We start from the raw sequence: 357 nt of genomic DNA on the forward strand, positions 1-357 counted from the left end.
TAGGTATTATCGCTAAAATCAGCAATATCTTTAACCCACTGCAACATTTCTTGATGCTCTGTATCAACGGATGCCTGAGACCGCCGCTTTTGAAAGCTGTAATAATTATTGTTTTTTACACCCAATACGTGACACATTAATATCACAGGCCAGATCTTCTTATTTTGGGCAATAAACGTGTACTTTACTTCGTTTCTTTGGCAAAGAAGACCGTCGCTTTTTTTAATATTTCACGCTCCATTTCTAAGCGTTTAACTTGTGCTTTTAGTTTTCGGATCTCTTCCTGCTCAGGTGTCAACTTGCCATTACCTCTAAATGCATGACCATCATCATTTTTTGCTTCTTTTATCCAGCGGC

1 pseudogene is annotated in these 357 nt (G+C 38.4%); it reads right to left on the reverse strand.

Annotation, left to right across the window (positions count from 1 at the left end):
* A pseudogene (locus tag Q0791_RS25105) lies at positions 1–357 on the reverse strand (IS3 family transposase); the annotation flags it as partial.

It is taken from the genome of uncultured Shewanella sp. (assembly GCF_947495455.1).
Lineage (GTDB): Bacteria > Pseudomonadota > Gammaproteobacteria > Enterobacterales > Shewanellaceae > Shewanella.